20 protein-coding genes are annotated in these 26,475 nt (G+C 71.4%); 8 read left to right on the top strand and 12 right to left on the bottom strand.

The window, feature by feature from the left end; genetic code table 11:
• Nucleotides 1-102 precede the first annotated feature (102 nt).
• The 3 genes from K8640_RS41235 to K8640_RS41225 form a co-directional block, all read right to left on the bottom strand.
• Nucleotides 103-1,386 carry a sigma-54-dependent Fis family transcriptional regulator gene (locus K8640_RS41235; protein ID WP_223752086.1) on the bottom strand — a complete coding sequence of 428 codons (1,284 nt, stop codon included), beginning with the start codon at nucleotides 1,384-1,386 and terminating at the stop codon, nucleotides 103-105.
• Between the two features lie 50 nt (nucleotides 1,387-1,436).
• Nucleotides 1,437-2,708 carry an FAD/NAD(P)-binding oxidoreductase gene (locus K8640_RS41230; protein WP_223752085.1) on the bottom strand — a complete coding sequence of 424 codons (1,272 nt, stop codon included), beginning with the start codon at nucleotides 2,706-2,708 and terminating at the stop codon, nucleotides 1,437-1,439.
• Between the two features lie 219 nt (nucleotides 2,709-2,927).
• Nucleotides 2,928-5,645 carry an AsmA family protein gene (locus tag K8640_RS41225; protein WP_223752084.1) on the bottom strand — a complete coding sequence of 906 codons (2,718 nt, stop codon included), beginning with the start codon at nucleotides 5,643-5,645 and terminating at the stop codon, nucleotides 2,928-2,930.
• A gap of 521 nt (nucleotides 5,646-6,166) precedes the next feature.
• Between K8640_RS41225 and K8640_RS41220 the strand changes: the two genes are divergently transcribed.
• A complete protein-coding gene (locus tag K8640_RS41220) occupies nucleotides 6,167-7,573 on the top strand; it encodes a DUF2254 domain-containing protein (RefSeq protein ID WP_370640448.1) in 1,407 nt (468 codons plus the stop codon).
• 22 nt (nucleotides 7,574-7,595) lie between these two features.
• Nucleotides 7,596-8,066, top strand: coding sequence for an MgtC/SapB family protein (locus K8640_RS41215; protein ID WP_223752083.1), 471 nt, complete (start codon nucleotides 7,596-7,598; stop codon nucleotides 8,064-8,066).
• A 7-nt stretch (nucleotides 8,067-8,073) separates the two neighbouring features.
• On the opposite strand, the gene K8640_RS41210 is transcribed toward K8640_RS41215, so the two are convergent.
• Together K8640_RS41210 and K8640_RS41205 are read right to left on the bottom strand one after the other, a co-directional pair.
• The gene (locus K8640_RS41210) at nucleotides 8,074-9,951 is read right to left on the bottom strand and encodes a SulP family inorganic anion transporter (RefSeq protein ID WP_223752082.1); all 1,878 of its coding nucleotides are present in this window, start codon (nucleotides 9,949-9,951) and stop codon (nucleotides 8,074-8,076) included.
• Nucleotides 9,952-10,057: 106 nt separating this feature from the next.
• Nucleotides 10,058-10,999, bottom strand: a complete 942-nt coding sequence (locus tag K8640_RS41205; RefSeq protein WP_223752081.1) for a LysR family transcriptional regulator — start codon at nucleotides 10,997-10,999, stop codon at nucleotides 10,058-10,060.
• A gap of 71 nt (nucleotides 11,000-11,070) precedes the next feature.
• On the opposite strand from K8640_RS41205, the gene K8640_RS41200 reads away from it, so the two are divergent.
• A complete protein-coding gene (locus K8640_RS41200; protein ID WP_223752080.1) occupies nucleotides 11,071-11,646 on the top strand; it encodes a peroxiredoxin-like family protein in 576 nt (191 codons plus the stop codon).
• Between the two features lie 234 nt (nucleotides 11,647-11,880).
• Nucleotides 11,881-13,653 (top strand): DUF885 domain-containing protein, encoded by a 1,773-nt coding sequence (locus K8640_RS41195; RefSeq protein ID WP_223752079.1) that lies wholly within the window; start codon nucleotides 11,881-11,883, stop codon nucleotides 13,651-13,653.
• A 30-nt stretch (nucleotides 13,654-13,683) separates the two neighbouring features.
• Here K8640_RS41195 and K8640_RS41190 read toward each other — a convergent pair whose 3' ends face one another.
• The 4 genes from K8640_RS41190 to K8640_RS41175 all read right to left on the bottom strand — a co-directional run bounded on the left by K8640_RS41190 (nucleotide 13,684) and on the right by K8640_RS41175 (nucleotide 18,024).
• Nucleotides 13,684-14,130: a fibril protein gene (locus K8640_RS41190; protein WP_223752078.1), complete on the bottom strand. Its 447-nt coding sequence runs from the start codon at nucleotides 14,128-14,130 to the stop codon at nucleotides 13,684-13,686.
• 177 nt (nucleotides 14,131-14,307) lie between these two features.
• On the bottom strand, nucleotides 14,308-15,471 hold the full coding sequence (locus K8640_RS41185) for a 4-hydroxy-3-methylbut-2-enyl diphosphate reductase (RefSeq protein ID WP_223752077.1): 1,164 nt from the start codon (nucleotides 15,469-15,471) through the stop codon (nucleotides 14,308-14,310).
• Nucleotides 15,472-15,625: 154 nt separating this feature from the next.
• Nucleotides 15,626-17,626 (bottom strand): M56 family metallopeptidase, encoded by a 2,001-nt coding sequence (locus K8640_RS41180; protein WP_223752076.1) that lies wholly within the window; start codon nucleotides 17,624-17,626, stop codon nucleotides 15,626-15,628.
• Nucleotides 17,623-18,024, bottom strand: coding sequence for a BlaI/MecI/CopY family transcriptional regulator (locus K8640_RS41175; protein ID WP_141330045.1), 402 nt, complete (start codon nucleotides 18,022-18,024; stop codon nucleotides 17,623-17,625). The genes K8640_RS41180 and K8640_RS41175 overlap by 4 nt, the downstream gene beginning before the upstream one ends.
• A gap of 403 nt (nucleotides 18,025-18,427) precedes the next feature.
• Here K8640_RS41175 and K8640_RS41170 point away from each other — a divergent pair, with 403 nt between their 5' ends.
• Nucleotides 18,428-19,363 (top strand): hypothetical protein, encoded by a 936-nt coding sequence (locus K8640_RS41170; protein WP_223752075.1) that lies wholly within the window; start codon nucleotides 18,428-18,430, stop codon nucleotides 19,361-19,363.
• A gap of 64 nt (nucleotides 19,364-19,427) precedes the next feature.
• Nucleotides 19,428-20,114, top strand: a complete 687-nt coding sequence (locus K8640_RS41165) for a hypothetical protein (protein ID WP_223752074.1) — start codon at nucleotides 19,428-19,430, stop codon at nucleotides 20,112-20,114.
• 112 nt (nucleotides 20,115-20,226) lie between these two features.
• Here the strand turns inward: K8640_RS41165 and K8640_RS41160 are convergent, their stop codons facing one another.
• Nucleotides 20,227-21,021, bottom strand: a complete 795-nt coding sequence (locus tag K8640_RS41160; RefSeq protein WP_141330039.1) for a sterol desaturase family protein — start codon at nucleotides 21,019-21,021, stop codon at nucleotides 20,227-20,229.
• A 299-nt stretch (nucleotides 21,022-21,320) separates the two neighbouring features.
• Between K8640_RS41160 and K8640_RS41155 the strand changes: the two genes are divergently transcribed.
• The gene (locus tag K8640_RS41155) at nucleotides 21,321-21,665 is read left to right on the top strand and encodes a hypothetical protein (protein WP_223752073.1); all 345 of its coding nucleotides are present in this window, start codon (nucleotides 21,321-21,323) and stop codon (nucleotides 21,663-21,665) included.
• Between the two features lie 10 nt (nucleotides 21,666-21,675).
• Here K8640_RS41155 and K8640_RS41150 read toward each other — a convergent pair whose 3' ends face one another.
• The gene (locus tag K8640_RS41150) at nucleotides 21,676-22,815 is read right to left on the bottom strand and encodes a hypothetical protein (protein ID WP_223752072.1); all 1,140 of its coding nucleotides are present in this window, start codon (nucleotides 22,813-22,815) and stop codon (nucleotides 21,676-21,678) included.
• A gap of 18 nt (nucleotides 22,816-22,833) precedes the next feature.
• Entirely contained in the window at nucleotides 22,834-24,273 is a 1,440-nt protein-coding gene (locus K8640_RS41145; RefSeq protein ID WP_223752071.1) for a VWA domain-containing protein, read from the bottom strand.
• A gap of 363 nt (nucleotides 24,274-24,636) precedes the next feature.
• On the opposite strand from K8640_RS41145, the gene K8640_RS41140 reads away from it, so the two are divergent.
• Nucleotides 24,637-26,157 (top strand): M91 family zinc metallopeptidase, encoded by a 1,521-nt coding sequence (locus K8640_RS41140; protein WP_223752070.1) that lies wholly within the window; start codon nucleotides 24,637-24,639, stop codon nucleotides 26,155-26,157.
• Nucleotides 26,158-26,475: the final 318 nt, after the last annotated feature.

The following is a 26,475-nucleotide window of genomic DNA, read 5'->3' as shown; positions in this document are numbered from 1 at the left end:
CCGAGTGACGGCCCGAGCGCGCCGGTCGTTGCACCCACTTCGAGGAAACAGGTGAAACACCTGGGTGAAACGGCCGCCCTGGATTCGAGGACGGTCGCTCGCTCAGCGCGCAGCTTCGCCCAAGGTCCGCAGGCGGCGCCAGAGTGTCACGCGACTGACGCCGAGCAGGCGCGCGGCCTTGGAGCGATTGCCGCCCGCCCGGGTGAGGGCCGCGCGTACCTGCTCCTCGTCGAGCGTGGCGCCGGTCGTCGCCACGGGGAGGTGGGTGAGCGCCTTCGCCTCGGAGAACTCGGGGGGCAGGTCCACCTCGCGCAGCACCGGGCCCTCGCCGATGACGTAGGCGTACTCCATGACGTTGCGCAGCTCGCGCACGTTGCCGGGCCACCCGTGGGACTCGAGCAGCTTGCGCGCGCCAGGCGCGATTCGCTCCACACGCCGCGTCCCCCGCTGGTGCAGCTCGTCGAGGAAGCGCAGTGCGAGCGGAAGAATGTCGCTCCGACGTTCTCTCAAGTTGGGGAGGAAGATGGGGACGACGCGCAGGCGGTACATGAGGTCCGCGCGGAAGCGGCCTGCCTCGACCTCGCGACGCAGCGCGCGGTGGGTGGCGGCGATGATGCGCACGTCCACGGGGACGGGGGCTCGGCCACCCACGGGGATGACGGTGCGCGTCTCGAGGACTCGCAGCATCTTCGCCTGGAGGTCGAGGGGGAGCTCCGCGACTTCATCGAGGAAGAGCGAGCCGCCGTGCGCGAGCCGGAAGTGCCCCGGGCTGTCTCGCACCGCGCCGGTGAAGGCGCCGCGCACGTGGCCGAAGAGTTCGCTCTCCAGGAGGCTGGGGGGGAGGGCCGCGCAGTTGATGGCTCGGAAGGGGCCCTTGCCGCGAGGGGACAGTTCGTGCAGCGCGTGCGCGATGTGCTCCTTGCCCGTGCCGGACTCGCCTCGCACGAGCACGCTCGATTCGGTGCGCGCGACCTTCTCGACGATGCGGAAGACGCGGCGCAGCTCCGCGTCCTGGGTCCACAGGCCGTGGAACACCTCGGCGCCCTCCAGGGCGGGAGGGGAGGTGTCCTGGCGGACGGTGAGCGCCCATCCGTCCTTGCCGAGCGCTGTCGCGCGGACCCGGATGGTGCCTCCGGCGCGGAGCCTCGCGGTCGTCTCGCGTCCGGTGGTGAGGAGTGCGTCCAGGCGCTCGGCGCCACCATGGAGGGAGAGCAGCTCCGTGAGCGGGGTGCCCTCGCGCACGGGGGCGACGAGCTGGGACTCCAGCGCGGAGGTCGCGCCCACGACGCGGCGCTCCGCGTCCACGAGGAGGACGGCGCCCGCGAGCGCGTCGAGCGCGGACAGGGCGAGCCGAGGCGGACGCTGCGGAGGGCGGGATGTGGGCATGCTCCGGGCTGCATAGCGCGGAGCGGGTTCGCGGGCACGCCCGTGGTGTCTCACGCCCGCCCGCGCAGCATGCCCTTCCAGTAGAGCTGCGGCAGGCCGTACTTCTTCATCAGCCACATGTCCCGTCGCTCCTGCATCGTGTCGATGAGCGGGAAGCTGGGCGTGGGCTTGCCGTCGTAGTCGAACTCCGCGAGCAGCAGCTTCCCGTAGCCCGTGGTCAGCGGACACGAGGCATACCCATCGTACCTCGCGGTGGGCGCACGGCCCGCCATGACGTCGCGCAGGTTGCGCACGAGCACCGGCGCCTGCTTGCGGATGGCGGCCCCCGTGCGACTCGTGGGCAGGTCCGACGCATCCCCGAGCGCGAAGACGTTCGGGAACACCGGGTGCTGGAGCGTGTGCTTGTCCGCGCGCACCCAGCCACTGCACGCCCCCTCGCGCGAGGTGAGCGGGCTGTCGCGGATGAAGTCCGGTGCGCTCTGCGGCGGCGTGACGTGGAGCAGGTCGTAGCCCAGCGTGACGCGTGTCTTCTGCCCGTCCCGCATCGTCTCGAACGTCGCCTCGCGCCGCGCTCCATCGACCGCGACCAGGTCATGTCCGAAGTGCGTCTGGATGCCGTAGCGCTTCACCACGCCCTCCAGCACCCGCGCGAAGGGCTGCACCCCGAAGATGGCCTTCGCCCCCGAGCCGAACACCACCCGCGAGCGCTCCAGGATGCCCGTGCGTCGGAAGTGGTCGGCGGCCAGGTACATGATCTTCTGCGGCGCCCCCGCGCACTTCACCGGCGTGGCCGGATGCGTGAAGAGCGCCGTGCCGCCCTTGAACGCCTGGAGCATCCGCCACGTCTTGGGCGCGAGCCTCACGTCGTAGTTGCTGCTGACGTGCTCGGTCTCCAGCGCGTCGCGCAGACCCCGCACCTTGTCCCAGTCCAGCTGGATGCCCGGCGCCACCACCAGGAAGTCGTAGCCCACTCGCAGGCCGCCTCGGGTGCGCACCTCCTGCCGGACGGGGTCCACCTCCTCCGCGGCGTCCTTCAGCCACTTCACGCCCCGGGGGATGAGGCGGGCCTCGTCGCGCACACTGTCCTCGATGCGCGCCTCGCCCGCGCCCACCAACGTCCAGAGCGGCTGGTAGTAGTGGCGCTCCGAGGGCTCCAGAATCGCCACGCCCTTCTGCCCCAGCCTCGCGAGCCGTGCCGCCACGCAGATTCCCGCCGTGCCTCCGCCGATGATGAGCACCCGGTGACGCTCGCTCACGGGTGCCACGTAAGGCATGGGCGTCGTCGCCGGGTCGGTGCAGCCGCAGTCCTCGCTCGCGTCCATCGTGCTCGCTCCCTGCCTGGGTGAAGTCGGCAGGGGGCCTTAGCAGGGCGCATGCCACCATCGTCCCCGAGTGCGGCCCGTGTGTGCGCTGGCGCGCGGCGCTGTTTCACACTGTTTCAGGGTGTTTCATGCAACACGGCCCGGAGGAGCGAGCGCCCTGGAGAGGACGTCCGCTCGACCGGGCCGTGGGGGCTCCCGTCGTTGCGTGCGCTCGGAGCGCTACTTCCCGAAGATGCCGCGCAGGCGCTTCTTGGCTTCCTCTTCCGCGCGCTTCTTCGCCTCGGCCTCCAGGCGCTTCTTCTCCTCCTCGGCCTTGGCCTCCATCTCCTTGCGCTTCGCCTCGGCGTCGGCGCGCAGCTTCTCCTCGCCGCCCTCGATGGCCTGCTGCACCTGCTTGCCGCGCTCACCGCCGATGAGGTTGCCCGCGAGCGAGGACGCCGCCAGCTTCGCCAACGTCGTCACCGCCGGCTTCACGTCCACGCCCGTCACCTCGGGCTTCCACGCCGGACCCGTCAACTTCAGGCCCACCGGGATGTCCGACGGCGGCGTCACCTTGCCCAAGGTCAGCGTCTTCACCGTCGACGGCGTCAGCGCCACCGCGCCCGTGAGGTCCAGCGTGCCGTCCAGCTTGATGCCACCGTCGAAGCTCATCGCCGCCTCCGGCCGCGTCCACGTGATGGGCTTGGACAGCTGCGCGACGCCGTTCTTGATCTGCACGCCGAAGGGCAGGTTCTCGCTGAGCGACGTCACCTCGTTGCTCTTGAGCGCCTTGGAGGCGAAGGGGAGCGCCTTGGCGAGCGGCTCGGAGACGGACGACACCAGGTCCTTGCCCAGGAGCGTGCCGCCCAGGATGTTGCCGCTGATGCCGCCCAGCAGCGTCTCCTTGAGCTTCTCCGGCGTGTAGCCGATGCCCTTCACGTCCACGTTCCCGTTGAACGTGCCCGTCATCACCTTGCGCGGCGTGGCCTGCGCGATGGCGTCCGCCACCTGCACGCCCTCCACCTTCACCTTCGCCTCGAACGGGCGCTGCGGCGCCGCGGGGCCCAGGCGGATGCTCGTCCCGTCAGCGACCACCTTCCCGCCGAACACCCCCGAGGAGAACTTCTCCACGGTGATGAGGTCGTCCGTCATCTTCACCACGCCGGTGACGTTGGTGAGGTCCATCTGCGTGTAGCGCAGCGTGCCCACCGCGAAGCGGAGGTCGCCCCGGTAGCCGTTGAAGCGCGCGGGGTCCTCGGGAGGCAGCTCCGCGGACTCGGGCGCGGGCACCGTGCCGCCGTTGCGCGCCGCCAGCTCCTGCTCGTCGAACAGCAGCGCGTCCGCGTCCAGCTTGTTCGCCTTCACGTCCGCAAAGAACGTCGTCGTCTGCTTCTTGCCCGTGCCCGCCGTCGCGAACGACGCGCTGCCCGTCACCGTGTCCTGGAGGAGGTTCGCCGTCATCTTCGGCACGTCCACCTTCATGCCCACGCCGCCCTTGCCGGGCGCGTACGTGCCCGCCGCGGCCAGCTCCATCCGCTGGCCCGGGGCCTTGTCCACCAGCAGGCCCGGGCGCAGGTCCACGCCGGACAGGTCCGCCTTCGCGTCGAACTTCAGCGCGCCGCCGCTCGCCGCCGCGCCCGTGAGGCTGGCGGTGAGCTTCATGGCGCCGCCCGCGTCCTTGGTGAGCTGCGCGGGCACCCGCAGGCGCACCGGCGTCAGGTCCACCGACACGTTGATGGCCTGCGCGGCCTGCGTCCCGCTGGCGCGCACGTCCAGTCCGATGGGACCGGCAATCATCCCCTGGAGCTGCTTCTTCAGCGGCGGGTAGTACTCGGCGAGCACGGCCGGGTCCAGGTCGCGCCCCACCAGTTCGAAGCCCTCCACCGACGGCGTGTCCGACAGCATGCCCTTCACGCGGCCCTTGCCGGTGATGTTCGCCGGGCCCAGGTCCAGCTTCAGCTTGTCGAGCGACAAGTCCCCCGTGGCCAGGTCTCCGGCGACGTCCGTGTCGAGCACCACGTCCAGCGCCTTGCCACCCTCGGCGCCCGCGAAGCGCAGGCCCAGCGCGGAGATGGCGCCGACCAGCCGCGTGGGGCCCTTGCCACCGGGCACCGCGCCGCCGAGCTCCGCCTTCCAGTCCGCGTCCAGCGTGCCCGCCTGCAGGCCCACATCGGGCGGCAGGAAGGGACCCAGCGGGGACAGGTCAATCTTCTCCGCCTTGAGCGTCACGCGCTCCGGCGTGGGAATCAGCGTGGGCGGCAGCGGGGCCGCGTGCAGCGAGAGCTTCAGGTTCTGCTTCTCCGCGAGCACCGCCGCGGCCAGGTCCACCACCAGCGGCTTGCCGGCGCGCAAATCCTTCACCTCGATGTCCAGGTCCTTCACCGCCAGCTCGCGCGCGCCCTGTCCCCCGGCGCGGTCGACGAAGCGGATGGTGCCGTCGGTGAGCGCCGCGCGCTCCACGTGCACGCCGGACAGGTCCGTGGGCTTCGACTCCTCCTCGGGCTTCGGCTCCTCGGGAGGGGACTGCTCCTCCAGGCGCTGGAGCAGGCGCTGCACGTTGGTGGTGCCGTCGGCCAGGCGCACCACGTTGACGGTGAGGCCGGACACCTCGGCGTTCTTCACCTGGATGTCCTTGCCGCTCGAGGAGAGCAGCGGGCCCACGGCCACGCTGACGTCCACCTTGGCGAGCGTCGCGAGCGGCAGGTCCTCGCCCTCCGCGGCGCCGATGGAGACGTCCTCCACCACCGCGCCCACGCTGGGGAAGAGCTGGGTGGAGATGTCGCCGATTTCAATCGGGCGGCCCAGCTTCTGCGAATAGGTGGCGGCCTGCTCCCTGGCCGTCTTCAGCAGGATGGCGTCGAGCCGCCAGAGCACCACGAGCACGGCGACGACGAGGAGCGCGAAGACTCCCCCGAGCACGTACGGCCAGCGGCGCTTCTTCTTCACGACGTCGGACATCGCTTGGTTCCTCCTCAGGTGAGCGGCCCCGGGTCTCGGCCCGGCGCGGAGCCTGGGCTCACGTCGGGACGCTTAGCCCAGCCCGGGGCGTGCCGCACGCGTCTGGCGCGGCCACGTATCGGGGTGGCTCGGCGGGGGCCTCATCTCATCCCGGGACGGTGGAGGGGGCTGGAAATGCACGCCGCCAGGGCGCGGGGCCCGTCCGGTCGTCCCGGGGGCGAGAGCGGAGGCGCCAGCCGGCCCTCTGGCGCCTCCTTGCCACCCAACACGCTCCAGGTATCCACGGGCGCGCCGCGAGGGAAGGGGTGTGCTCCCGCTTTCGAGGTGGGCAGAGGTGTTACCGCGAGGCCGCCTCCCAGGTGGTGGGGCTCGTCGAGGCAGGTATGGGGCGCTCACGGGCGGTGCGGACGCTCGTCTCGCGGGCCGGGCCCGCGTTGTGCCCGCCTCTGTGGGGGCCCAGCTTCGACGAAGAGGGGCTGGGGTCGGGCAGGGGCGGGGCGCATGGCACGGAGGTGACGCACATGGCGGGCGCACAGGCGTTTGCGCGGGCGGAGGCACGGCCGGGGCAAGGGATGCGGGCCCGGCCGCGAGAGGCCTTGCCCCTGCGCGGACGGGTGCGTCACCAGTCCTGGATTCCGCCCGTCGTGGGAGCCGCTCTCGGCGCCTGTCTGGCCGTGCTCCTGGTGGAGCCCTCCCCGACCCTCCTGCCCCGCCTGCTGAGTGGCGCGGCCTGGCGGGCCACGGCCGCCGAGGCGCGCGGCATGCTCTCCGCGGTGCTGGGCATCGCGCTGACCTCGCTGAGCATCGTGCTGTCCTTGTCCATGCTCGTGGTGCAGAACGCCGCGGGGCAGTATTCGCCACGTCTATTGCGTCTGTATCTGCATGGCACTGGCATCCGCGTGGTCATCCCGGTGTTCGTGGCCACGAGCGTCTTCTGCCTCGTGGCGGCGCATGAGTTCGGGTTCGTCTCGGGGCTGGAGCGCATGCCGCGACCGGCGCTCGCCCTGGCCATGCTGCTGCTCATCGCCTGCGAGGGGGCGCTCGTCTTCCAGGTGCTCCAGACCTTCCAGCTCATGCGCGTGGAGAACCTGGTCCGGCGGGTGCGTCAGGAGACGCTGACGGTCGCGCGCGAGCTCGAGCGGTTCCGCGAGGGGGACCTGGAGGCGCCACCTCCCGCGCGTGTTCGCGCGGCGGTGGCGATGCCGCTGCGAAGCCCTGGTGACGGCTTCATCGCCGCCGTCGATGCGAAGGCCCTGCTGGAGGTGGCGACGACGAAGCGCTGGGTCATCCATCTGGAGCGCGCCATCGGCGAGCCGGTGATTCGGGGGGAGCAGGTCGGCCAGGTCGAGGTGGAGCCTGCCCGAGGGCCCCCCTCGCGGCGGGAGCTGGTGGAGGCGATGGGCCGCGCCATCCGCCTGGACCACTGGCGGGACGAGGACCGGGACATTGCCCTGGGCGTGCGGCAGCTGGTGGACGTGGCCCTCAAGGCCTTGTCCCCTGGCGTCAATGACCCGTACACCGCCGTCGAGGCGCTGGACCAGCTCACGTTCCTCCTGTGCGAGCTGAGCCCGATGCGCCTGGGGCCCCGGGTGCTGGCGGACGACGCCGGGACGCCGCGCGTGTTCCTGCACGGCCCCACGCTGCGGGACTACCTGGCGTCGGTCGCGGAGCCGCTCCTGCGTTATGGCGCCTCGGAGTCCACCGTGGCGCTGCGGCTCATGCGCCTGGCCGCGGCCGTGGGGCAGCGCGCGCGGGACGCGGAGGACCGGTCCGCGGCGCGTGAGCTGCTGCGCTCCATCCCGACCGTCGCGGAGCGGGCGGCGGGACAGGGCATCGGGGTGGGCCCGCTGCTTCAGCGTCACGCCGAGGCGCTGGAGCGGGCGCTCGACGGAGGGCCCATGCCACCGCTTCCGGCCATCGGTTTCTGAGCGGGCGCGCGAGGAGTCAGGGATGGCGGCCGAGTTCGGGAGTGGAGAGATTCTGGTCCGGCTGCTCGTGGCCGGGGGGGCCGGCATCGTCCTGGGGCTGCCGTACCGCAAGCGGCCGGGCGGGGTCCGGACGCACTACCTGGTGACGTTGGGCGCCGCCCTCTTCTGCACCTCCGGGGCGAACCTGATGGCGACCCCCGGGGAGGCGCTGCGCATCATCCAGGGCGTGGCCTCCGGCATCGGGTTCGTGGGCGCGGCGAGCGTGCTCAAGCGGGGGAGCGCCATCTTCGGCATCACGACGGCCGCCTCCATCTGGATTGCCGCGGCGGTGGGCTGTGAGGCCGCGCTGGGCAACCCGTTGCTCGCCGCTTGCGTGGCGCCCGGCATCTCCGTGACGAGCTGGCTGGTGGGGCTGCTGGAGATTCGCGTCTTCCACCGCCGCAGAATCATGCGCGAGCTGCGTGGGGAGCAGAAGGAGGACCCGCCGCGCTGAGCCGCCGTCACTTCGGAGGGCCGTGGGACGTGTCGAGCCGCGCGAGGGTGCGACGCAGCTGCTCCAGCCGTCGGCGCTCCGCCTCATCCTCCGAGGAGTCGTGTGCCTCATCGACGAGCTCGCCCAGGCGGTGGAGCCCATCCCGGATGAGGGCCCACTCCTCCTCCGAGTGGTGGGCCCTGCGGGTGAGGTACTCGATGACGCCGTTGAGCGTCTGCGGCTGGAGGTCCCCGTCGCCCAGGCGGTCCGTCACCCCGGTCCTGTCCAGCAGGGCCTGGGTGGGCGCGAGCACGCGGGACAACATCAGCGTGATGTCGCGCTGGTCGAGCGACTCCTTCAGCTCACCGAGCATGTCCGCGCCGGGCACGTCCAGGTCCGCCGTCACCTCCAGGTCCAGCAGCACCGTGTGCACGGGCGCGCTCGACTGGTCCACGTGCGCGATGACGGCGTCGCGCAGCGCGGTGGCGTTGGCGAAGAAGATGCCCTCGTTCGGCCGGAGTATCAGCAGGCCCGGGACGCGCAAGGGCGCCGGGCGGCGGTGGATGTCGGCGAAGTCCAGGGTGCCCGGGACGCGGCCCAGCTCGCTCAGCCGGGGCTGGCTCGCCCGCCACACGAGGAAGGCCACCGAGAGCCCCACCGACACCATCAACCCGGGGAGCACGTCGAGCACGAGGACGCTCAGCAGCGCGCCCATGGCCAGCAGGAAGTCGGTGCGGCGCAGCGCGAAGAGGCGGCGCATCTGCTTCACGTCCATCATCCCCGCGGTGGCCAGGACCACGATGGCGGCCAGGGTGGCCTCCGGCAGCGTGCGGAACAGGGGCGTGAAGAAGAGCGCCACCAGCGCGAGCAGGGCCGCGGCGAGCAGGCTGGGCATCTGCGTGCGCGCGCCGGCCGCGTCGTTGGCCGCGGACTTCGAGAGGCTGCAGCCCACCGAGAGCCCGCGGAAGAGCCCGGCGCCCAGGTTGGCCGCGCCCAGGCCGATGAGCTCCTGGTTCGCGTCCACCTCGTAGCGGTGCTTCGACGCGAGCACGCGCGCGGGGCCGATGGCCTCCGCGAAGGTGACCAGCGCGATGCCGCACGCGCCCGGCAGCAGGCCCAGCAGGTCCTTCAAGCCGACGTCGGGAATCGCGGGACCGGAGAGGCCCGAGGGGATGTCGCCCACCACCTTCACGCCGTGGCTTTGGAGTCCCAGCAGGCCGATGCACGCGGTGCCCAGCACGAGCACCACGAGGGACGCGGGCAGCTTCGGCACCCAGCGGCCCAGCACGAGCAACAGCCCCAGGCTCACCGCGCCGACGACGAGCGTGAGCGGGTGTGTCTGCGGCAGGTGGGTGACGAGGTCCCAGAGCCGCTCGAAGAAGTTGCCGCTCCCGGCCTGGATGCCGAGCAGCTTGGGCACCTGCTTGATGGCGATGACGAGCGCGAGCCCGAAGACGAAGCCCGTGAGGAGTGAGTCGGAGAAGAACTGGGCGATGCGGCCCAGCTTGAGCACGCCGGCCAGGATGGAGATGACCCCGGCGAGCATCGCGAGCGCGGCCGTCAGCGCGATGAAGCGCGGGGTGCCGCTCTCGGCGAGGCTCGCCACCGTGGACGCGGAGAGCACGGCCACCGTGGCGGAGATGGCGACGACGAGCTGGCGCGACGTGCCCAGCAGGGCGTAGAGCACCAGCGCCACCGGGCCGGCGTAGAAGGCGGCTTGCGGTGGGACGCCCGCCAGCTCCGCGTAGGCCATGGCCTCCGGTATCTGCAGGGCGGTGATGGTGAGCGCCGCCACCAGGTCGCGCTTGAGCGAGCTGGGGCGCCACGCGGGGAGCCAGGCGAGGAAGGGCAGGTGGCGGGCGAGAGGGCGCGCGTGGGAGGTGTGTCGCTGCGGATGCGTGGACATGCGGCGGCCCTCCGGCCCATCGGGTCCCCGCACATTGGAGAGCGCACCCCTCGCGGGCATCGCCCGATGGGACGGGGCGGCCAGGGAGCCGGGTGGGCGCGAGCGCTCAGGTGGCGCGCGCGCCCGGGGATGCGCCGGGCTTGTGGAGCAGCGGGCGGACCGCCGAGAAGACCTGGTCCCGCACCCACCGGTGCGCGGCGTCGTGCTGGAAGCGCTCGTGCCACTGCATGGCGAAGCGGACGCGCGGCAGGGCGATGGGAGGTGGGCAGGTCTCCAGGTCCAGCGCGCGGATGGCGTCAGCGAAGAGCGGCATGGGGACGTTCATCAGCAGGTCCGAGTGGGCCAGCGCCTGGAGTCCGGAGAGGAACGACGGCGCCTCCAGGGCGACGTGCCGCCGCAGCCCCTGGCGCGCGAGCAGCTCCGCCAGGGGGTTGACCCGCTCGCCGCCGACATGGACGACGACGTGCCCGTGGGCCAGCCAGCGCGAGAGCGTCAGGCGCTGGCGCAGCGCCGGGTGGCCTCGGCGTCCGACGACGGCGAACCGCGGCTCGGCCAGCAGTCGCGCGTGGGTGGTGGCGTCCGCGAAGTGCGAGGGCGCGAGCGCGAGGCACAGCGGGCCCTCGGCGAGCAGTCGCGGCAGCTCCGGAGACAGGGGCCGCGCGCGCAGGCTCAGCCCTGGGGCCGTTCGCTGGAGGGCGGCGAGGAGGTTCGAGAGCACGGGGACGAACAGGTCCGGCATCACCAGCGTCAGCGCCCCGGTGTACGTCGCCGGGTCGAACGCCGCCGGGAGGCTCACGGCGGCCTCGAGCGCCCGGAGGGCCTCGGTGAGCCGGGGGGCGATGGCCTCCGCGCGCGGCGTGGGCACGAGCCCCGGGCCCGAGCGCACCAGCAAGGGGTCACCCAGCGACTCGCGCAGGCGCCGCAGCCGATGGCTCAGGGAGGACTGGCTGATGCCGAGGCGCCGGGCGGCGCGCGTGACGTGCCGCTCCTCCAGCAGGACCTGCAGCGCGTGGAGGTGCGAGGGGTCGAGGCGGTCGAAGCGCATCATCGAATGATGCCATGATGCTCATGTCGGAGATGAAGCAGCGCGATGGAGCCCCGCGTCGCTAGGTTGCGCGAATGGACTCCAACAAGCGCTCCCGTCTCCAGGTCGGCGAGGTCATCGCCCCCTTCCTCGTCACCACGCTCACCCAGGGCTCGCTGGAGCTCCCGCTGCGGAGCGCCGGCGCGCTCACGCACCTGCAGTTCCGGCGGTTCGCGGGCTGCCCCATCTGCAACCTGCACGTGCGCAGGTTCGCCGCCGCCCGGGAGCGGCTGGAGGCGGAGGGGGTCCACCCGGTGGCGTTCTTCCACTCCACCGAGGCGTCCATGCGGCCCTATCAGGGGGACCTGCCCTTCCCCGTGGTGCCGGACCCGGAGCGTCGTTGGTACCGACACTTCGGGGTGGAGCAGTCCCGGGTCTCGGCGCTCCATCCGCGGGCCATGCTGGCGGCCGTGAAGGGGCTGGCCTCCGTCCCGTCGAATCCCTTCGCGGGGGAAGGCGGGGCCCAGGGGCTGCCCGCGGACTTCCTCCTGGATGCCACGGGGCGGGTGCTCGCGCTCCATCGGGGACGCCACGCGGATGACCACTGGGAGGTGGAGGACGTGCTCGCGCTCGCGCGGACCGCGAGGAGCCAGGAGGCTCGCGCCTCGTGAGGGGCTCGCTTCGTCGTCACGACGAGAACGCAGCCAGGCACGCGAGCGTCCTCCGCACGACGGACCCGCGGGCGCGGACACGCAAGGGTGATTCACCACACGGTCAACCGTGACCTCGGGGGCGACGTGGCGGGTTGAGCGCAGGACGGCCTCCGACGTCTGCCCTTGTTTCCGCCTACCCCTTCCGGCGCACAGTGCGGACACTGGGGCCCGTCAATCTCGATGAGAGCCCTCATGCGTATCCGTGTCGCCGTCGTCCTGCTGGCCAGTGTCTGCGCGTGCGCCTCGCGCCCGAAGGAAGGAAGGGATGCGTCCTCCCTCCCCACGCCCTCGCACGCGGCCACCACCGCCTACTCCCACTTCATCCGCGAGTACCTCGACTGGTTCTCCGCCGCCAACCCCGTGCGCGCCACGCGCCTGGGCTTCCACAAGCACGACGCCCACCTGCAGGACGTCTCGCAGGTCGCGCTCGACCGGAAGGCGGAGGCGCTGCGCGGCTGGCTCACCCGGCTGGAGCAGGTGAACTGCTCGGCCCTCACCGGTGACGACGCCGTCGACGGCGTGGTGCTGGAGAACGCCATCCGCGCGGAGCTGCTGGAGCTGGAAGAGGAGCGCGTCTGGCGCCGCAACCCGGGCGCCTACGTGGGGCTCGTCTCCGGTGGACTGTCCAGCCTGTCCTCGCGCGACTTCGCGCCCCTGTCCGAGCGGATGATGGACATGCGCTCGCGCATGAACGACATCCCCCGCGTGCTCGAGGCCGCCAAGGCGAACCTCCAGGACGTGCCCCGCCTGTGGGCCGAGCAGGCCATCCGCGACGCGCGCGGCACCCAGGTGTACCTGCGCGTGGACCTGCCTCGCGCGCTCGAGGCCCAGGGCGCCGACAAGCTGCCCCCCGCCGAGCGCCAGGATTTCGACGCCGCGCGCGCCAAGGCGCTCGAGCAGATGGAGGCCTTCACCGCGTGGCTGGAGCAGGATTTGCTCCCCCGCGCCACCGGTGACTTCCGCCTGGGCCGCGAGCGGTTCGAGAAGAAGCTGGCCCTGGAGGAGCACATCACGCTGAACGCGGACCAGCTGCGCGACATCAACGAGCGGGCCATCCGCGAGTACCAGGCCTGGGTGGCGCGCGAGACGGCCAAGGTGGACCCGACGAAGTCCCCCGCGGAGGTGATGGCCGCCCTGGTGAAGGACCACCCGCAGGCCGAGGAGCTCATCCCCCTGGCGCGCCAGCAGCTGGTGGAGCTGCAGCGCTTCGTGCGGGAGAAGGACATCCTCACGCTGCCCTCGGACTCGCTGCCGTCCGTGCGCGAGACGCCCCCGTACGAGCGGCTGGGCTTCGCGTCCATGGACACGCCGGGCCCCTTCGAGAGCAAGGCCCAGGAGGCCTACTACAACATCACCAACGTGGAGGCGGAGTGGTCCACCGAGGAGAAGGCGCAGCACCTGACGTACTTCAACCGCGCGGGCCTGCTGGGCATCACCGTGCACGAGGCCATGCCCGGCCACTTCGTGCAGCTGCTCTACGGGGCGAAGATTCCCACCGACGTGCGCAAGGTCTTCACCCCCGCCTCCGTGGTGGAGGGCTGGGCCCACTACGCCGAGCAGATGATGGTGGACGAGGGCCTGGGGCAGGGTGACCCGGCGGTGCGCCTGGGCCAGCTGCGCCGCGCGCTCCAGCGTCACGCGCGCTGGTACGCCGCGCTCGCGCTGCACGTGTACAACGAGCCGGTGGAGGCCGTGGCGAAGCGCTACGCGGAGATTGCCTACTTCGAGCCCTTCCCCGCGCTGCGCGAGGTGGAGCGCGGCACCTCCAACCCCACGTACCTGTACTACGCGCTGGGCCGGATGCAGATTCTGAAGCTGCGCGAGGACTACAAGAAGCACCTGGAGGCGAGCGGCAAGAAGTTCGTGCTGAAGGACTTCCACGACCGCTTCCTGCAGCTGGGCCTGCCCGTGTCGCTCGCGCGCAAGGTGCTCATCCCCGGCGACGAGGCGCCGTCGCTGGAGTAGCCGAGCACCCGCGCTCGACGCCTCGCGCGACTACAGCTCGATGACGTCCTCGGGCGTCTGGGGCGTGTCGCGCGAGGACAGGCCCTCGATGGTGAAGCCCCGGGGCGCGCGGATGGACGCCCCGTGGTTGGGGTCCAGGTACATGCGCACCGGGAGCCCCAGCCCGTCGTAGCTCACCTCGAACATCACCAGGTCCGCGTACTCCCGCGAGGGGCCCTCATCACACGGCCCCAGTCGCTTCCAGGCCACGCGCTGCCCCTGGGGGCCGCGCAGCAGCTCGAAGAAGGCCAGGATGCCCGGGTTGCCCCAGCCCACCCGCACCGGGTCCTCCGCGCGGTAGCCGTAGGTGCCTCCCTCGTCCGGGAAGGTCGCGACGGGCGCGGCCTCCTGCCGGGGGGCCCTCACCACCGAGGGCCTCGACGAGGAACACGCCGAAAGCGCCAGCAACCCGACACACGCGATTCGCAGTGACACCATTGCACCCACCTCCTCCACGCCACCCGCGGCGAAGGTGTGGCCGGTGTCCGGCGCGTGCACGGCCTTCCCCCCGCGTTCCGTCGTCCAGTCGACGCTCCCACGCCCTGGCGGCGGGCCCCCGCCCGCCCGAGCGCCCCGGCCCCGGCGCCCCCTGGTCCTTCCAGAACCGGGCGCCGTCTACTTTCCGCCCTTCGCCTTGTCGCCCTTGGACATGGCGCGCATGAACGTCTCGTCGATGCCGTGGATGCGCAGGCGCACCAGCTCCTCCGGCGTGATGTTCGGGTAGCCCGCGTCGCGCAGCTTCTTCACGAAGTCCGCCGTGACGCCGTGGATGCGGAAGTTGACCAGCTCGTCCGACGTGAGCTTCGCGAAGCCCAGTTCGCGCATCTCCTTCACGAAGGCGGGCCTCACGCCGTGGATGCGGAAGTTGACCAGCTCGTCCGGGCCCAGGTCCTGGAAGCCCAGCTGGCGCATCTCCTTCACGAAGTCCGGCGTGACGCCGTGGATGCGGAAGTTGACCAGCGTGTCGGCCGCGAGGTCCTGGAAGCCCAGCTCGCGCATCTGCCGGGCGAAGTCCGCGCTGACGCCGTGGATGCGCAGCGAGACGATGTTCTCGGGCCCCACGTCCTTGAAGCCCAGCTCCTTCATCTCCTTCACGAAGGCGGGCGTGACGCCGTGGATGTTCATGGCGATGAGGTCGTCCCACGCGAGCTTCGCGTAGCCCGCGTCCGCCAGCTCCTTCACGCGCTGGGGCGTGACGCCGTGGATGCGGCCCTGCACCAGCTCATCCAGGTCCAGCTTGTCGTAGCCCAGCCTCGACAGCTCCTTCACGTACTCGGGCGTGATGTCGAAGATGCCCACCATCAGCAGCTTCTCGACGGGGATGTCCTTGTAGCCCGCGGCCCCCAGGTCCTTGATGCGCTGGGTGGTGACGCCCGTGGCGGCGAGCTGGAACTGCTGGTTCGGCGTCAGCGAGGCGTAACCGAGCGAGGCCATGGCCTTGAGATAGGCGTCGCTGGGGGTGAAGCGGTAGTGGCCCGCGCCCTCGCCGTCCTGGAAGCTGCCGGTGAAGGCGAACGTGCCCGCCTCGCGCGGCAGGGTGAAGGTGGCCGGGCCGTCCCCGGTGGGCAGGCCCTGGAAGGAGGCGCGGGACTCGGTGAAGCCCAGCCGCCCCCGTCCCTTCCGCTCGTCCTCGGGGTGGCTCAGGTTGAGGTGGAGCTTGTCGGGGGACTTCTCGTGCGTGGACGCGCTCCACGTCCCGCGCAGCTCGCTCGCGGCGGACGCGGCGCTGGCCACCAGCATGAGGACACACAACAACCACGAGGACGACGCTCGGCGCATGGTGAGGCTCCTTCGATTCGAGGATGGAGCCCTCCCGTCCGGCGCGCCCCTCCGAGTGGGGCACGCCGCCGTGGGAAGGCGGTGATGAGAGGAGGGGTGTCCGGAGGCCGGAGGGAGAAAGCCCTCCGACCTCGGCGTGACGGTGTGACAGGTGTTACTTCGTGTCGCGCATGCGCCGGATGAACTCGGCGTCCACGCCGCCGGTGCGCAGGCGCACCAGCTCCTCGGGCGTGAGGTTCTTCAGTCCCGCGGCGTTCAGCTCGCGCAGGAAGTCCGGGTTGACGCCCACCGCGCGCAGCTCGGTGAGGACCCGCGGGTCCTTCGTGTCCACGCCCGCCGAGCGCATCTGCTCCAGCCACGCCGGGTTGACGCCCACCGCGCGCAGCTCCTGGAGCTGGTCCGCCGTCAGCTTCGTCAGCCCCGACTTGCCCAGCGCGCTGATGAAGCCCGGGTCCACGCCCACCGCGCGCAGCTCGATGACCTGCTGGAGCGGCAGGCCCGAGTAGCCCGCCTCCTTCAAGCCCTGGACGTACTGCTCACTCACGCCCACGGCGCGCGCGTCCATCACGTCGCGCGGGTTCTTCGTCTCGAAGCCCGCGCCCGAGAGCGCCGCGACGTACTCCGGCGTGACGCCCAGGTGGCGCAGCTCCACCAACATGCCCGCCTCCAGCTTGCGGCCGAAGACCTCGTTCATCCGCTTCACGAACTCGGGGGTGACGCCCGCGTGGCCCATGCCCACCAGGTTGGACACGGTGGGCTCGAGGCCCATCCCGCGCAGCTCCTTCACCCGCTCCGGCGTGACGCCGGCGACCTTCAGCGCCACCAGCTGGTCCACGGAGAGCGGCTGCCCCGCGCCCACCCGGGTGCTCCCGTCGACGTCGTCCTCACGCTCGAAGTCCACCTTCACCTTCGGCGCGGCCGCGAGCTTCACCTTCGGCGCGAAGTCCACCTTCACGTCCATCGCGGGGAAGGGGGGCGCGGGAGGCGCGGCGGGAGCGGGAGGCGCGGGAGGCACGGGGAGCATGGCGAGGGTGCGCGGAGGCGTCTGGGCCATCACCAGCGAGGCCAGCGGCGCGGCGACGGCGAGGCCGCTGATGAGCGTGAGCACGGAGGCCCCCGCCACCCAGCGAGAGGAGCAGCGCGACGCGGGCGGGGACACGAGGCGGCGAACGCGCTCGGGCAGCGAGCCGCCCAGGGCGGACATGGCGTGGCTTTCGACGGCGGGCATCACGCGCAGCGTCTCCAGCGCGGTGAGGGCGCGGGCGTAGGAGACCGGGTTGGGGCTCGCGCCCACGGCCACGTCGTCGCAGCAGTGTTCGCGCTCCACGCGGATGACGTTGGACATCCACCGCACGGCCGGGTGGTAGAAGAACAGCGTCTCCACCACCACCTGCGCCAGGTTCACCGCGAAGTCATGCCGGCGGATGTGGGCCAGCTCATGCGCCAGCACCATCTCCAGCTGCCGCGCGGGCAGTCCGGACAGCGTGGACACGGGCAGCAACACCACCGGCGACAGCCAGCCCACCGTGGAGGGCACGTCCACCTCCACCGACTGGAGCAGCCGCACCGCGCGCTTCAGGCCCAGCCGGCCCGACAGCGCGTCCAGCCGCTCCTGCCACTCCCGGGGCGCGGGCAGCGCGCGGCGCGCCAGCTGGTGCAGCCGCACCCACTCCGCCGTCAGCCGTCCGGAGCTCAGCCCCACGCCCGCCACCCACGCGAACACCAGCCAGCGCAAGAGCGTGGGGGCGGCCTTGCTCGCGCGCTCCCAGAGCCACGCCAGCGCCGCGGCCGGCGTCGCCTCACGCCAGTCGAAGCCCCGGTCGCGCGCGGCCTCGAGCGCGGGCCGGCTGTCGGCCCGGAGCGCCCGCGACACGCGCTCCATCACCTGCGCCCGCGCCGCCTGGAACGCCGGGGCCGCTTCGCCTCGCCAGGACGCGGACTGCTCGGCCCGGGCCCGCGTGGCGTGCCGCACGCCCGTGGCCACCGGCAACGCCACGGCCAGCACCAGCGCGCCGCACGCCAGGGCATAACGCGCGTTCGCCGCGTGACGGCCCACCATCAACAGCGCCGCCGCCAGCCCCACCGCCACCAGCGCGCCCTGCCAGAGCGAGTGCACCAGCGCCCACCCCAGCGACTCCATCACCAGGCTGCTCATTCGTCCGCTCCTTCCAGGGAATCGAGCAACTGACGGAGCTGCGCCAGCTCCTGGGGGCTCGTCTTGCGCGAGGACAACGCCTGCATGGCCAGCCGCGCCGGAGAGCCACCGAAGGCGCGCTCCACCAGGTCCGTCACCAGTTGCCGCTGCGTGCGCTGCTCGGTCGCCTTCGCCCGGTAGACGTGCGCGCGCTGCGTCTCGTCGCGCTCCACCAGGCCCTTGTCCGTCATGATCTGCATCAGCTTCAGCACCGTCGTGTAGCCCGGGCCCGCGTCCCCAGGCTCGCGCCGCGAGAGGACCTCATGGACCTCCCGCACCGTGCTGTCTCCTCGCTCCCACAGCACCCGCAGGATGGCCAGCTCGCCATCCGTGGGGCGCGGCAGCACCGCCTCGCTCATGACTCCCTCGCTTCGAACATCCACGAGGCCATCATACGAACGGATTCGTAGATGTCAACGAAGGTCTTCGTAGATGCCGCCCGTGGGGTGGGATTCACTCCCGAGGTGTGGGTGACATCAGCGCAAGGGCCGTAGCTTCCCCAGCGGGACGCCTGCCTGCTCCCAGGTTTTACCCACGAGGAGAAGAATCCGTTTTTCCGAGTGGGAAGATTTCTGCCCACGGAGGGAAGCGCGAGGGCCACGCAAGCTTCCCCCGGGTCCAGGCAGGTCGGACTGGGGGGAGGTGGGTGCGTTGCCGCGGATGCGACCTGACAGGTCGGGCGCGTGGCACATCCGGTGAAAAAGGGTCTGCCCGGCGCGGGTCATCGGGGCTCGAGCCGCGAAGCAAAGACGAGGCAGACACATGAAGGCGTTGAGCAGTTGGATGGGGGCGGCTTGTGCCGCGGTGGTGGGGTTCTCTGGAGTGGCCCAGGCGCACGATTTGACGTGCACCAAGCTGGTGAATGGTCAGGCGTCGGTGCAGGCGACGACGTATCCGTTCACCGCGAACTTCAGCTTCCAGGTCAACAACGTGCATCCGACGTTGCCGTCCATCCTGTTGACGGCCACGGACCCGTTGCTGGCGGGTGAGGGGTTCGTCTTCAATCCGCCGCCGCCGGTGGTGATTCCGGTGGGCGCGTCGGTGACGTCGAACTTCAGCGTCACCCTGGACACTGTCGAGGAGTGCCGGGCGCTGGCGCTGCTGGACGGCCTGCCGGACAACAACATCGACAACACGTTCACCGCGGGCTTCGACCTGGGCAGCTCGCTGTGCACCGCGCGCGTCACCTGCGGAGACCCTTCGGGCGAGGTGTGCGAGAACGCGACGCGTGGGCTGGACTTCTGGCGCAACCACATCCCCGCGGTGCAGCAGTGCCTCGCTGGCGGGCCCATTCCGCTGGGCAGCATCGGCATCGTCATCGGCCTGGCGGGCGCCGAGGGCATCCTCTGGGGCAACCCGGACCGCTACCCCATCACCAACCTGCCGCGCAGCCAGCTGGACCGCATCCGCTTCCTGGCCGGGCGTGAGCTGTTCGTCGCCACGTGCAACCAGCGTGTGTTCGGTGGCGTCACCGTCCCAGCCAACCTGCTCGAGCTCATCCTCACCGCGCTGGGTACGGTCAACTGCGCGGACCTGACCAGCCTCACCACGCAGCTGAGCACCTACAACAACTCCTGCACCACGGCGCCGTTCCCGGGCGGGTTCGACCCCGGTCCCTCGACGCCGGAGGCCGCGGAGGCGCTGGCCATCGACCCGACCATTCCCACGGGGCTGTTCTGCATCCCGCCCCTGCCGTGAGCGTCGGCGTCCCAATCCATTCCAGACACATCCGAATCACTGAAAGTCTTTGAGGTATCAAGTCATGAAGAAGTTCCTGATGTCGACCCTGTGGGCCTCGGCCCTGCTGTTCTCCGCCTGCGGCGGGGATGATTCCCGCCAGGTCCCTGGCAATGAAGACCCCGGCGTGGAGACGCCCGTCCCCGGCGGCGAGGACCCGACGCCCGGTGGCGAGGGCCCCACACCCGGTGGCGAGGACCCGGGCCCCACGCCCGGTGGCGAGGACCCGGGCCCCACGCCCGGTGGCGAGGACCCCGGCACGCCCTCCACGCAGAGCTTCGAGCTGCGCCTGAAGGGCGAGAGCCTGATGGACTTCACCTCGCTGAAGGTGCCCATCTCCGACGTCACCATCACCGCCGAGGGCAAGCCGGTGAACGTGCAGGTGGTGTCGAACCTGCTGGAGATCGCCGACCCCATCCACGCGCCGCTGGCCGCGCGCTTCACGGTGCCTCCCGGCGTCGACAAGGTGCAGGTCACCGTGTTCTTCAACGCCATGGGTGACTTCGCCCGTCACTCCGTGCAGGCCTCGCAGCTCGACGCCCGCGTGGCGCCCATCACCTTCGAGGCGAAGGTGTCCGACCTGAGGACGCGTGGCCGCGCGGTGCTCCACCTGGATGTGTCGCGCTCCATCGTGGACACCTCCGTGTCGGGCTCCAACGGCCTGGTGGAGACCAGCACGCTGCTGCTGCCCTCCGGCGCGGTGAAGTTCTAGCCGACACGGTAGGGGTGAGGCTCCCGGAGGGCGGCGGCGCGGCGCCCTTCGGTGAGCCCTGACCACGGGCGGGTCCTCCTCGTGGGGTCCCGCCCGTCGCCGCGCTCGGGGACTACTCGGGCTGGGTGCCCTGGCCGTCCTTGCCCTGCCAGAAGCGCTTGGGGTGTCCGTCCCCGCGCGTGCCGTTGGACAGCCGGTCCACCCACGGATAGCGCTGGGCCTCCTCGGCGGTGTAGCCCAGGTTGAAGACGGTGGGGCTCTTGGGCAAATCCCCCGCCTTGGCGTAGTAGGTGCCGAAGAGCCGGTCCCAGAAGTAGTTGGTGATGCCGTAGTTGCCCTGCTCGTTGTGGAAGTGATGCGACAGGTGCAGGCGCTTGATGTCCTTCAGGAAGCCCAGCTTCGGCGTGTAGTTCAGGTGCTGGATGCAGTGGCAGAACTCATAGAAGCACGTAATCACCATGCCCCAGCCCAGCGCCGCCGCCGCGCCCGCCTTGCCGCCGATGAGGTAGCCCAAGGGCGCCATCACCCCGCCCACCGTGGGCAGCACGTTGGCCAGCGCGCCGAACAGCACGCGCAAGTCATTGGGGTCCTGGTGGTGGTCGAAGTGGATGCGCTTCCACGTGGCCGCGGTGAGGGGCGACTTGTAGAGGAAGCGGCTGTGCAGGATGTGCTTGTGCACCAGGAACCAGCCGAGCGGGAACACCACGCTCGCGGCCGCCATGGAGAGCAGCGTGCGCACGGGGCTCTCGAACCACTTCACCGCGTACACCAGGCTGACGATGCCCACGGTGATGTAGGCCAGCACGGCGTAGTAGGTGAAGAACGAATAGACCAGGTCGCCCAGCGTCATCCGGTCGAGGTTGTGCTTCCGGTTCTTCAAGAACGAAAAGGGTGCGCTGACCGCCACGGTATGCCTCGCAGGTGGACGCTGCCCTTGGGGGCAGTGGAGCAGGTGGGCCGCGCCATGCCCGCCGGCCTGGGGCATGCGGCGCCGCTGTGAGTAGCAGGGCCCGGGCGCGCTCGCGCCACAATCATCCGGCCGGCTTTTACGTTTTTCTGCGGCCCAAGAGAAGCACCGCTGCTGTGCGTCCCCCCGGTGGGACGCCTGCCCTCCCGCCCGGGTGGGGGCCGAGTCGGCCGGTGGACTTCCCGGCGGGAAGCGCGGAGCCCATGTTCGACGCAAGAGATCAGCGCGGGGAGGCCCTCATGGCGGAAAAGGCTGGGGAAGACAAGGCGCGAGGGAGCAGGGCTCGGGGACAGGCCGCGGTGACGACGCGGCGCACCCAGCCGATGGAAGGGGAGGATCGGGGCTCGCTCGCCCTACGTCGGCCCACCTCGGAGTACCGCGCGGCGGCCGAGGAGCAGGCGGCGCGGGTTCGCGAGGAAATCGAGGCGGCGCTCCTGGTGGCACGCGACACTCGCGAGGCCATCGAACGTCGCATCGCGGACGAACTGCACGCGCCGCCCGGCAGCTTCCGGGCGCGGGCGCAGCAGCAGAAGCCCAAGCAGCGCCGGACGGCGGCGCGCAAGAAGAAGGGCCAGGCCTCCTGACGCGAGTCTTCTAGCTGTTGAGCCGCGTGGCCGCGCTGGTGGCGGGCCGCGCGGCGTCGTCCACGGGGGCGGGCGGCGTGGCGGACTCCTCGCCCAGGCCCTTGAGCCTGCGCGCCAGCTGCGCGGCCTGCTCCCCCTTGGTGCCCAGCTCGTGGCCCTGCGCGCCGACGAAGGACACGCGGGCGCGCTCCAGGAGGGCCACCTGGGCGTGGAGCTGGGCGAGCAGCCGCTCCTGCTTGCGGCCCAGGGCATCCAGGTGGTTGAGCTCCTCGCCCAGCGAGGACGCGGCGAGCTCCAGCTGGCGTCGCGCCACGGTGTCCTGGGTGGCGGCGGCGCGGGCGCGAAGCTCCTTCACCTGCGCGTCCACGTCATGGGCCACCACGGAGTCGAGCTGCGCGGTGAGGCCCGCGTGGGCCTCCGCGAGCGAGAAGCTCTCCGCGGCCATCTTCTCCACCACGCCGAGCAGCTCCTGGCGGCCGGGGCTCGCGGGCAGGCGCAGCGCGGAGGTCTTGCACTGCTGGTATAGCCCGAGCGCGCGCGTGGTCAGCTCCTGGGCTTCACCCGAGAGCGTGCCCTGCAGCGTCTTGCCCCGCGCCTCGACGACGTCGGTGTGCAGCACCAGGTGCGAGGGCAGGGTGCCGATGCTCCAGAAGAGCGCCACGCAGGCGTAGCCCACCACCAGGGAGAGCAGCGTGGTGTCGCCGAGGAGGCGGGCATCCAGCACCTGCTGCACGTACAGGCCCACCGGGGTGAGCACACCCGCGGCGGCGGCGCTCAGGGCGACGGGGACGGGCGCGCCGGGCTGTTCGCGGCCATGGCCCAGCCACGTCACCAGCGCGGCGGCGATGCAGCCCGCCACGCTCTGGGCCAGGGGCCACGGAGCGGAGAAGAGGAAGGGGAAGACGGGCAGCACGGTGAGGGCCGCGCGCAGCCCCCAGCCGCCACCCTTGGCCGTCCGGGCGGCGGCGAGCGCCGCGCCCAGCACCGCGAAGTAGCCCGGCTCCAGGGTGAGCCGGACGACGGGCTCGAAGGGGGCCCACAGGCGCAGCGCCAGCGCGGCGAAGATGCCCATGCACGCTCCACCCCCCAGCGCGCGCAGGGTGCGGGACTCGAACTCCTCGCGGTGGAGGATCTGCAGGGAGAGGGCCATGGGGCTGCACCGTCCTGACTAGTAGGCGTTGTTCTCGCCGAAGTTCTTCATGGTCTTCTTGTAGAGCTTCAGCGACTCGCGGCGGACCTCGTCGTCACTCGATGCCCCCTCATAGGCTGCCTGGGTCTGGTCCAGCTCCGCAAGCTCCCCCGAGAGCGCGTCCGCGGACGAGCCGAAAAGCTTCCGGGCGTTGCCCAACAGACCCATGGCGGCGCCGCGGTTGCCGCGCTTCATCTCCTCCGCGGCGGCGCGCATCTGCTGGGTTCCCAACGCTCGCACGGCGTGCACGCGCACCTCCCGGTCCAGGTTGGCGCGCACCAGCGAGGCGTCCTGGGTGACGACGGCGGACAGGGCCAGCTTCGTCTCGGCGCGCATGTCGCGGGGGACGTCCATGTAGCGCACGCTGGCCTGGAGCAGCGGGAGCGCGTCGGACGTGACCTGGGTGTTGAGCGTCAGCTTCACGACGACGCGGATGGACTGCTCGCCAGCCAGGTCGTACAGCGGCACCTTGAGGGTGGTGCCCTCGCGGGTGGAGGGCAGGCCGAGCACCTGCGCGTCGCGGGCGACGGGGGGCAGCTCCAGGCGCAGCTCCACCTGACGGGCGACGGTGCTGGTGGCCTGGTCCAGCTCGCGGGAGAAGACCTCCGCCAGCCGGGCCGAGTCCTCGATGAAGCCGGAGAAGCCGCCGCCCTGCTCGGCCATGCCGCGCATGAGGGAGGCCTGGTAGTCCTCGCCCACGCCGAGCGCGCTGACGGTGATGCCCTCATCGCGCAGCTGGCGCGTCAGGTGGAACAGCTCCGGCTCGGTGACGATGCCGGTGGTGGGCTGGCCGTCGCTCAGGAGGATGGCGCGGCTGACGCGGTACTCGCGCAGGTGGGGGCGCAGGGCGACGGCGGCCTCGGTGAGACCGCCGCTGATGTTGGTGGAGCCGTCATCGCGGATGTTGGCGATGGCGGAGAGCAGCTCCTGGCGGACGGCCTCGGTGACGGGGCGGCTGGGGAGGACCTTCACGTCGGTGCCGTAGTGGATGAGGGCCAGCCGGTCCTCGGCGGTGAGGCGACGCACCAGCTCCACGGCGGCGCTCCTGGCGTCGGCGAGCTTCTGGCCGCTCATGGAGCCGGAGCGGTCCACGACGAGGGCCAGGTTGACGGGGACGCGGCGGGCGGCGGCGGGGTTGGGGCGGGCCTTGACCTCCAGCCACGCGAAGGCCTCGCTGGGGCCCGTCTGGATGTAGCTGCCGGACAGCTTGCCGGAGAGGACGAGGGCGCCGTCATCCGGCAGGGACATGACGTGCGGCAGCAGGGTGGTGGCGGGGGGCTCGTCGGGCTGGGCCACGGTGTGGCTGGTGTCGGTGACGGGCGGGGCAGGAGGCGCGGGCGGCGGCGGAGGCTTGCCCAGCGAGAGCGCGCCCAGGGCGAGCAATCCGGCGGCGGACAGCAGCAGCAGGGTGCGGTTCATGCGGTTCCTCGGGGTGTGTGGCTTTGGCGGGAGGGACACTCGCCCGTCCGCCCCCCGGACCGCATCGGTCACCGGGAGGAGGGTCCCCCCGATGACCGATAACCCAGACGTCAGACATTGCGGCGCGAGGCATTCCGGGTCGCTGGACACCTCACCGTCCCGCTGGGTTCCCGGAGTCGGCGGATCCGGACCCCGAGGTGTCGCTCGGGGAGGATGGGGCGGATCATCATTTCTTCCCGAGAACCAAGAATCGAAGCAACTGCTCTCCGGGGATTCCGATAATCGGGAAGGTCGGAGCTTCTCCGACCGCGACTTCAGAGGGTCGGGACCGCACTGGGAGCGCGCCCGCCAGGAGAGGAAGACATGTCCACGATTGGCAAGACGGGTTCGCGCACCCCCACCTATGTGAAGCCCGAGCCGAAGGCGGAGACGGCGAAGCAGCCGGCCCAGGCGCAGCGCAACGCGGTGAAGACGGCGGTGGACCAGCGGATGAAGGACGGCTTCGACGCGGCCCCGGCTCGCGCGGGCTCGGCGTCCCGGCCGCAGGTGCTCACCGAGACGCGCACCACGGAGAATGCTCCGCCGAGCCCTGGTGGTGGGCTGGGCAAGGCCATCGCGAAGATCGCGGAGAAGGTGAAGCAGGCCGCGGGTTCGGCCACGTCGCCGCAGGTGAGCACGAACGCGAACGGTCAGACGGTGGTGGACCTGGGCGCGGGGAACAACACCGCGACGGTGACGATGAACAAGAGCGGCGGGCTGGTCATCAAGTCCGGCTCGGACACGGTGACGCTGTCGCCGGAGCAGTCGCGGAACGCCATCATCAACGGCGGCGCGGGTAACGACTCCATCACCGTGGACAAGAACGTCACGGTGGACGTGACGCTGGACGGTGGCGAGGGCAACGACAAGCTGACGGGTGGCGCGGGTCACGACACCATCCGCGGTGGCGCTGGCAACGACACCATCATCGGCGGCACGGGCAACGACTCGGTGTCCGGTGACGACGGCGACGACTACGTGGAGGGTGGCGCGGGCGACGACCTGGTGCAGGGTGGCGCGGGCCGCGACGTGCTCTACGGCCTGGACGGCAACGACTTGCTCAACGGCGGCGAGGGCCGCGACTACATCGACGGTGGCGCGGGTGACGACACGGCCACGGGTGGCGCGGGCGATGACCAGGTCATCGGCGGCCGCGGCGACGACACCCTGTCGGGTGGCGAGGGCAACGACGCGGTGGCGGGCGGCGCGGGCAAGGACACGGTCAGCGGCAACGCCGGCGACGACAAGCTCTACGTCGAGGAGGGCGAGGAGACGGCGGACGCGGCCGAGGGCGAGCGGACCATCGTCGACATGACGGACGCGGACCAGCGCGGCAGCTCGGTGAAGGTGGAGGGCTCGCCGGAGTTCCAGGCGCGCGTGCAGTCGGACCTGGACGCGATGCGCTCGCTGCCGTCGGGCCAGGAGCTGCTGGGCACGCTGGACAAGAGCGGCCGCTCGACGACGATTCGCGAGACGTCCGGTGGCAACACGGCGTCGGGCACCAACTTCAACGATGGCTTCTTCAACGCGGACGGCACGCCGGGCAAGGGCTCGGATGCGTCGGTGAACTACAACACCACGCGCATCTCGCTCGGTGGCGACGAGTGGATGAACCGTCCCCCGATCGTCGGTCTGTTCCACGAGCTGGTGCACGCGTCCGACATCGCGAACGGCACGCTGGCGAACGGCTCGAAGGACGGCGTGCGCAACCTGGAGACCTCGGCGGTGGGTCTGCCCATCGACCTGGACCAGAACCCGGCCACGCCGGACGTGGTGCAGCCGGGCCGCCCGGGTGAGAACGTCCTGCGCGACGAGCTGAACCTGCCCACCCGTCCGCACTACTAAGCCGCGCTTCGATGTGAGCCGCCGATGCTGGCGGGGGGCCCTCCCCGGGCGCCCCGCCTCCGGCGTGGTGCCGACGTGGATTCAGGGCTGCGCGCAGGATGCGCCTGTTCCACGTTGGGCGTGCTCCGCACATGCACGTGCCTTCGGCGTGGTGCCGACGTGGATTCAGGGCCGCGCGCAGGATGCGCCTGTTCCACGTTGGGCCTCTGCTTGGGCGCGCGCCTCCAGCGTCGTGCCGACGTGGATTCAGGGCTGCGCGCAGGGACGTGCCTGCTCCTGGTTGAGGGCGCGCTCCGCTCGCGCACTCGCCTCAGGGGC

Source organism: Myxococcus sp. XM-1-1-1 (assembly GCF_020037095.1).
GTDB classification, from domain to species: domain Bacteria; phylum Myxococcota; class Myxococcia; order Myxococcales; family Myxococcaceae; genus Myxococcus; species Myxococcus fulvus.
This window is presented reverse-complemented; position numbering and strand designations above follow the sequence as displayed.